The following is a 6,871-nucleotide window of genomic DNA, read 5'->3' as shown; positions in this document are numbered from 1 at the left end:
TATACGGCAACGTATCGGGGGTTCGAATCCCCCCCTCACCGCCATATTTAAGATGAGAGCTCGTACGAAAGTACGGGCTTTTTTCTTTTGGATCGGAGCCAGGAGATTCGAACCTTATCACTCCCTGCACGCTTCATGCCTGGTGGCGCTACGCTTACCAGGCCTACGATATGGGGTTTGTAGGTCGGGTAAGCGCAGCGCCACCCGACATCATGGCCGCACAAAAAACAAAGCCCGGTTTCCCGGGCCTTGAACACAACAGCAAACTCAGTAATAGGCTTGCAGCGTCCGCTGACAGAGCGCCGAGCGCACGCAATCCTCTTTGGTAAAGCGTACCACCCCAATCATCTCATCTTCCTCAAAACGTGACATGGCGTCGCTTAATCCGGATTTCACGCCGGATGGCAGGTCACACTGGGTAATATCGCCGTTAACGATAACCGTCACGTTCTCCCCGAGGCGCGTTAAAAACATCTTCATTTGCGCAGCGGTCACGTTCTGAGCCTCGTCAAGAATGACGACCGCATTTTCAAATGTACGTCCGCGCATATAGGCGAACGGCGCGATTTCCACCTTGCCAATCTCTGGTCGCAGGCAGTACTGCATAAAGGATGCGCCCAGACGTTTCACCAGCACGTCATAGACGGGCCTGAAGTACGGGGCAAACTTCTCCGAAATATCTCCGGGTAAGAATCCGAGATCTTCATCAGCCTGCAGTACCGGACGGGTAACAATGATTCTTTCCACGTCCTTATGGATCAGCGCTTCCGCCGCTTTGGCCGCACTGATCCAGGTTTTCCCGCATCCGGCTTCACCGGTTGCAAAGATGAGCTGTTTACTCTCGATAGCATTCAGGTAGTGCGCCTGAGCCTCATTGCGCGCCACAATTGGAGAATTATCACGGCTGTCACGGGCCATGCCAATTGCTTCTACGCCACTCATCTGCACAAGCGAGGTGACCGATTCTTCTTCACGCTGTTTATGGCTACGTGAATCCCGTCTCAGCACACGTTTTGCTTCGCGACGAGCTTTGATCACTGCTTTTTGTCTTCCCATGGATAGCACCTTGAGTTGTTGGTATTCATCACACGCGCCAGCTTCGGCACGATTATGCGCACGAACATCAGAGGGTTGGCTTCCTTGTAAGCCATTGCTTGCTTTATCGGATGACGATACGGAACAGCTACGCGCACCGTTCTGCACGTCGGTCGAATCAGATTCTTGAGGGATGGGGGAGAATTTAGTGGTGAGGAAATCGCTGCCGGAGTCTGAGCCTCCGCGCCGGGTGCTGCGGTTGTTATGTTTACCTTGTCCAGTACAGGACGCAACCATTCGCGATCTCCATAGTGATTCAGCATCACTGCCGGGAACTACCGCTGTCTTATCTTAAGTACATCAGGAGTTATCATAAATGCAACATTTATTTTACCTGAATGCAACTTTTAGGACTGTCCCTACAGTGGAAATCAGTCTCATACAGAAATATTACAGAAATATAACAGCAGGATAGTCATATGAAAAAATAATGTCCCCGCGAACGGTTGCGGGGACAATTATCAGGCTTCAATAAGACCCTGAGCGAGATACGCGTTGCTGTCGCGCACGCCTGGCAGAGCAAAGAAATAGCCGCCGCCGATAGGTTTAATGTACTCTTCCAGCGCTTCGCCGTTTAAGCGCTTCTGTACCGTCAGGAACCCCTTCTCGAGATCGTGCTGGTAGCAGACGAACAGCAGCCCCATATCGAGCTGACCGGAGTTGGTCACGCCGAGCGAGTAGCTGTATCCCCGGCGCATCATCAGACTCGACTGCGTCTCTTTGGTGCGCGGGTTGGCCAGACGAATATGGCTGTCAAGCGCAATCACATCGCCATTCGGATCGCTGGTGTAGTCGGGGACGTCATGCTCATTCTTCATGCCGAGCGGCGCCCCGCTTTGCTTATCGCGACCAAAGATCGTCTGCTGCTCTTTGAGCGGCGTACGGTCCCAGAACTCGACGTGGAACTGAATAATTCGCACCGCCTGGTAACTTCCGCCGACCGCCCATGCCGGCTCGCCCTGATCGGCAGTAACCCACACCACCTCTTTCATCAGCGCACCATTTTGGCTGTCCGGGTTAGCCGTGCCGTCCTTAAAGCCCAGCAGGTTGACAGGCGTCTCCTTGCCTTTGCTGCGGGCGGCATGGTCTGAGATAAACCCTTCCCGCTTCCAGCGCACGCTGAGCAGATCCGGCGTGTGCTTGATGATGTCGCGCAGGGCGTGGATCACCGTGTCCTGCGTATTGGCGCAAATCTGCAGGAGCAGATCGCCGTGGCAGAGGGCGGCATCGAGCGAGTCATTAGGGAAACGCGTCATTTTTTGCAGCGCTTTCGGCTTCTGTTTTGCCAGCCCGTAGCGCGCATCAAACAGCGATTCCCCGAGCGAAACGGTAATGGTCAGGTTATCCGGGGCGATAAACGGCCCCAGAATACCGGAGTCCATGGGCGGCAGCCGCGGGTTCGGCGTGTCGGGAGCCGGTCCCCCCGCCGTGAGAAACGCGATGCGCGTGGTCAGCAGGCGGAACAGACGCTCCAGGTCAGCTTTATCGCTGGCCAGCGAATCAAAGGCCACCAGCATCATGGAAGCCTGCTGTGGAGTCAGAATGCCAGACTGATGCTCGCCATAAAACGGCTGCGTCTCCATGCGGGCATTGGGTGGCAGCGTGCCGGGTGCGCTTTGCGGTTTCGCCGCATGCGCCACCGGACAGCCGCCTGCCAGGGCAAAGGCGCCACCCAGCGCCCCGACCCCTTTTAACAACCGACGACGGGAAGGCTCAGCCACGTCGTTCTCGTTATGCTTATTCATGGTGCTTAGTCCAGACCCAGTACGCCGCGCAGCAGGGAGAGATCTTCCGCCAGGGCGGTAATCGGGCCTTTCAGCGCGTTACGGTCGGCATCGGTCAGCTTGTCGTAAGTTTCAAAACCGTCTTTGGTACGGTACTTCGCCAGAATGGTGTCGACCTTTTTGAAGTTGGCGTCCACTTTCGCCAGCAGTTCGCCGTTCTCTTTCTGCAGCTGAGGACGCAGCAGGTTAACAATTTTCTGCGCGCCGTCGACGTTAGCCTGGAAGTCCCACAGATCGGTATGGCTGTAGCGGTCCTCTTCACCGCTGATTTTGCTCGCGGCCACTTCTTCAATCAAACCGGCCGCACCGCCCACCACTTTTGACGGCGGGAAGGCCAGCTCGCTGATGCGCTTTTGCAGCTCCAGCACGTCGCTGTTCAGCTGGTCGGCATACTTCTCCATCCCTTTGGTGGTGTTATCGCCGAACAGGGCCTTCTCCAGACGGTGGAAACCGGTGAATTTTGGATCGGCGGCTTTCTGCTCGAAATCATCTTCGCGGGCATCAATGCTGCCATCCAGATCGGAGAACAGCTCGGCAATCGGTTCGATACGCTCGTAGTGCTGACGGGTCGGCGCATAGAGGGATTTCGCTTTTTCGATGTCACCGGCTTTCACCGCATCGGTAAAGGCTTTGGTTGCTGCCGCCAGGTCCGCCGTCTCTTTTGTGACATACGCTTTATACGCGGTAATGGCCTCACCCAGGCTCAGCACCGCAGCGCCTTTCGCCGCATCGGCCGTTGCTTCACCTTTGACGATGAGCTTTCCTTTCGGGTTGGTCAGCAGGCCGCAGGTCATCTCATATTCGCCCGGCTGCAGGTTAGCGGTCATCTTCTGGCTGAAGCCAGGGGCGATGTTTTCGCGCTCTTCCACCACCAGAACCCCTTTCAGGATCTCCCACTCCAGCGCTTTCTGGCTGTGGTTCTGAATAATGAACTGGGTTTTGCCGCTGTTCACCGTGAGCGTCATCGGCTCACACTGTTTGTCATTGACGGTCACTTTAACCTGAGGAACATCCGCGCCCCAGGCGGAGAATGCAGAAGCGAACAGCGCGGCAATGCCTGCGCATAACGCACTACGACGGAACTGAATTGCCATGACTCTTCCCTTTAAAAGTATGTTGTAACTAAAACCAAAATTATGACGTAACGCGCGACGCCTGCGTGCCGGTGCGCGGCGGCAGAGCAAACAGCACCAGCGCCGGAACCAGATAAATAAAGTACATCGCCACTTCGCTGACGCTCGGCGTTTCCTGGTAACCGAAGATACCTTCGAGCAGGGTGCCGGTAAGCGAGTGCGTGGAGAGAACGTTGCTAAGGTCAAACGCCACGTCCTGGAAATGGTTCCACAGCCCTGCTTCATGGAAGGCGCGAATTGCCCCCGCCGCCAGCCCCGCCGCCACCAGCAGAATAAACAGGCTGGTCCACTTGAAGAAGGCGCCCAGGTTAAGGCGAATACCGCCCCAGTAGAGCAGGAAACCGAGCACCACGGCGGTGGCAAGGCCCAGCAAGGCGCCTACCGGTGGCCAGATCCCCACATCCTGCTGGAATGCCGCCAGCAGGAAGAAAACCGACTCCAGCCCTTCACGCGCGACGGCGAAAAAGACCATCATGATCAGCGCCCAGCCGTGGTTATTGCCCTTTTGCAGCGCGTTATCCACCGCCTGTTCCAGCTGCACCTTCACGTTACGCGAGACTTTACGCATCCAGAACACCATCCAGGTGAGGATCACCACCGCAATCACAGCGACGATACCTTCAAACAGCTCCTGCTCTTTCTGCGGGAACTCCCCGGTGGTTTCGTTAATAAGGATACCCAGGCCCAGACAGAGCGCCGCGGCAAGGAAAACCCCGACCCACATCACGCCAATCCAGCGCCCACGCTGGGTTCGCTTCAGATAACTGGCGATGAGGCTAACGATGAGGGCAGCTTCGAGCCCTTCACGTAACATAATGAGAAATGGAACAAACATGCCGACACCTTAAATGTTTATCGCGGTCAACTGATGCAAAGAAAGGTAAATTCTTGTGATAGTGATTATCATTACCGCGAAAAGAAACACAAGCGAAATGTACGCTGTTTTGATGACGAGTTGTAAACGCAAAGCCTGATAATAATGACGTACGTAACGTTCAGGTTTATAAGTTATAACGAAAATGCCCATTTACGCTGATTCAGGGCTGTGGCTAAATATCCGCCTCGCAACCTAACTGAAAATAAACCATGTTTAAAATTGTCCATTTCCTGCTGGCGCTGGTGATTATTCTTGCGCTGGCCTGGCTTACGAGTTTTGACCGCCGAAAAATTCGCCTTCGTTTTGTTTTACAGCTGATTGTTATTGAAATTGCGCTGGCGTTCTTTTTCCTGCATGCCGAAAGCGGGTTATTCCTGATTAAATACGTCTCCGGATTTTTTGAGTCACTGCTCAAATTTGCCGGCGAAGGCACCAATTTCGTCTTTGGCGGAATGGGGGAAAAAGGGCTGGCGTTCATTTTCCTCGGCGTGCTTTGCCCGATTATTTTTATTTCCGCGCTGATTGGTATTCTTCAGCACTGGCGCATTCTGCCGATTTTTATTCGGGTGATTGGCACGCTGCTGTCCAAACTGAACGGTATGGGCAAGCTGGAATCCTTTAACGCGGTGAGTTCGCTGATCCTCGGTCAGTCTGAAAACTTCATTGCCTACAAAGGCGTGCTGGGCGATCTCTCTTCTCGTCGTCTGTTCACCATGGCGGCCACGGCCATGTCGACGGTCTCCCTGTCGATTGTCGGCGCCTATATGACCATGCTCGACGCCAAATATGTCGTCGCGGCGCTGATTCTCAACATGTTCAGCACCTTTATTATTCTCTCGGTCATCAACCCGGCGCGCCCGGAAGCGGAGCCGGAGGTTAAGCTCGAAAAACTGCATGAATCCCAGAGTTTCTTCGAGATGCTCGGCGAATATATTCTGGCCGGTTTTAAAGTGGCGATGATTATTCTGGCTATGCTGATCGGCTTTATCGCCCTTATTAGCGCCGTTAACGCCCTCTTCTCCAGCGTATTTGGCATGAGCTTCCAGCAGATCCTGGGGTATGTATTTTATCCCCTGGCGTGGCTGGTGGGGATTCCGCTCAGTGACGCCTTAAACGCGGGCAGTATTATGGCAACCAAACTGGTGGCGAATGAATTTGTGGCGATGATTGAGCTGCAAAAAATCGCGCATCAGATGTCCCCGCGCGGGCTGGGGATTTTATCCGTCTTCCTGGTGTCGTTTGCGAACTTTGCCTCCATCGGCATCGTGGCGGGCGCGATCAAGGGCCTGAACGAGCAGCAGGGGAACGTGGTGTCGCGTTTCGGTCTGCGTCTGGTCTACGGCGCGACGCTGGTGAGTTTGCTGTCGGCGAGCTTTGCGGGGTTGGTGTTGTAATTTTTTTGCCGGGTGACGCGCAGCGATCCCGGCCTACGGTACAACAACGGCGGGTTATCCCGCCGTTTTTCATTAAAACTGTACGCACACCGGCTGGTCGACACGCATCACCGACTCCTGCGCAAAGCGGGACTTATATATCCCGCGTAACGCTTCGATGTTCTTCTCGCTCTGCGCATCGTTACCGTGGATCAGCATCAGCGCCTTGCTCGGTTCACGCGCCACTTTCCCGTCGTTCCCCAGCCACTGCCCCCGCGCGTCAAACACCGTTAAGCCATCGCGAAAACGCGGCGTCACGTCCTGGTCGACAAACTGCTGCCATTCGTTGCTGGTGATCTGCGCCCCGGCCGGGCGATTCAGTCCGAAATAGAGCGTGGTTTGCTGCATCTGGTTATCCGCTTTGCAGGTTTCAACCGTAGCGTGCTGCGACGGTACGGTGCAGCCTGCCAGCAGCAATAATGCCCCTGCCATTAACCCTGTTTTGATTGTCATGTGTTGCTATCCTCATTGTTATAAGCACAGCGATATCAACGTAAATTGCAGAATTTAGCAAGAGAGGTTTATTCCCTCTCCCCTTTGGGGAGAGGG

6 protein-coding genes are annotated in these 6,871 nt (G+C 54.8%); 1 reads left to right on the top strand and 5 read right to left on the bottom strand.

Translation table 11 applies throughout. The annotated features are described in order from the left end of the window. Positions 1-267 precede the first annotated feature (267 nt). The 4 genes from phoH to efeU form a co-directional block, all read right to left on the bottom strand. Positions 268-1,056, bottom strand: coding sequence for a phosphate starvation-inducible protein PhoH (phoH, locus tag LDK53_RS18405; protein ID WP_024908976.1), 789 nt, complete (start codon positions 1,054-1,056; stop codon positions 268-270). A 500-nt stretch (positions 1,057-1,556) separates the two neighbouring features. After that, the gene (efeB, locus tag LDK53_RS18400; protein WP_225287777.1) at positions 1,557-2,840 is read right to left on the bottom strand and encodes an iron uptake transporter deferrochelatase/peroxidase subunit; all 1,284 of its coding nucleotides are present in this window, start codon (positions 2,838-2,840) and stop codon (positions 1,557-1,559) included. Between the two features lie 5 nt (positions 2,841-2,845). Then, positions 2,846-3,973, bottom strand: coding sequence for an iron uptake system protein EfeO (gene efeO, locus LDK53_RS18395; RefSeq protein WP_025755867.1), 1,128 nt, complete (start codon positions 3,971-3,973; stop codon positions 2,846-2,848). A gap of 40 nt (positions 3,974-4,013) precedes the next feature. Then, positions 4,014-4,847, bottom strand: a complete 834-nt coding sequence (gene efeU / locus LDK53_RS18390; protein ID WP_225287776.1) for an iron uptake transporter permease EfeU — start codon at positions 4,845-4,847, stop codon at positions 4,014-4,016. Positions 4,848-5,098: 251 nt separating this feature from the next. Here efeU and LDK53_RS18385 point away from each other — a divergent pair, with 251 nt between their 5' ends. Then, positions 5,099-6,283 carry a NupC/NupG family nucleoside CNT transporter gene (locus LDK53_RS18385; protein WP_047958246.1) on the top strand — a complete coding sequence of 395 codons (1,185 nt, stop codon included), beginning with the start codon at positions 5,099-5,101 and terminating at the stop codon, positions 6,281-6,283. A gap of 72 nt (positions 6,284-6,355) precedes the next feature. On the opposite strand, the gene LDK53_RS18380 is transcribed toward LDK53_RS18385, so the two are convergent. Beyond that, positions 6,356-6,775, bottom strand: coding sequence for a DUF3574 domain-containing protein (locus LDK53_RS18380; RefSeq protein WP_025755870.1), 420 nt, complete (start codon positions 6,773-6,775; stop codon positions 6,356-6,358). Positions 6,776-6,871 lie beyond the last annotated feature (96 nt).

Origin of the sequence: Enterobacter sp. K16B, from assembly GCF_020216105.1 — a bacterium.
Taxonomy (GTDB): domain Bacteria; phylum Pseudomonadota; class Gammaproteobacteria; order Enterobacterales; family Enterobacteriaceae; genus Enterobacter; species Enterobacter sichuanensis.
This window is presented reverse-complemented; position numbering and strand designations above follow the sequence as displayed.

Bases quoted from the DNA above. Each gene is read 5' to 3' on its own strand.
- phoH (WP_024908976.1), bottom strand. From the start codon at position 1,056: ATGGGAAGACAAAAAGCAGTGATCAAAGCTCGTCGCGAAGCAAAACGT.
- efeB (WP_225287777.1), bottom strand. From the start codon at position 2,840: ATGAATAAGCATAACGAGAACGACGTGGCTGAGCCTTCCCGTCGTCGG.
- efeO (WP_025755867.1), bottom strand. From the start codon at position 3,973: ATGGCAATTCAGTTCCGTCGTAGTGCGTTATGCGCAGGCATTGCCGCG.
- efeU (WP_225287776.1), bottom strand. From the start codon at position 4,847: ATGTTTGTTCCATTTCTCATTATGTTACGTGAAGGGCTCGAAGCTGCC.
- LDK53_RS18385 (WP_047958246.1), top strand. From the start codon at position 5,099: ATGTTTAAAATTGTCCATTTCCTGCTGGCGCTGGTGATTATTCTTGCG.
- LDK53_RS18380 (WP_025755870.1), bottom strand. From the start codon at position 6,775: ATGACAATCAAAACAGGGTTAATGGCAGGGGCATTATTGCTGCTGGCA.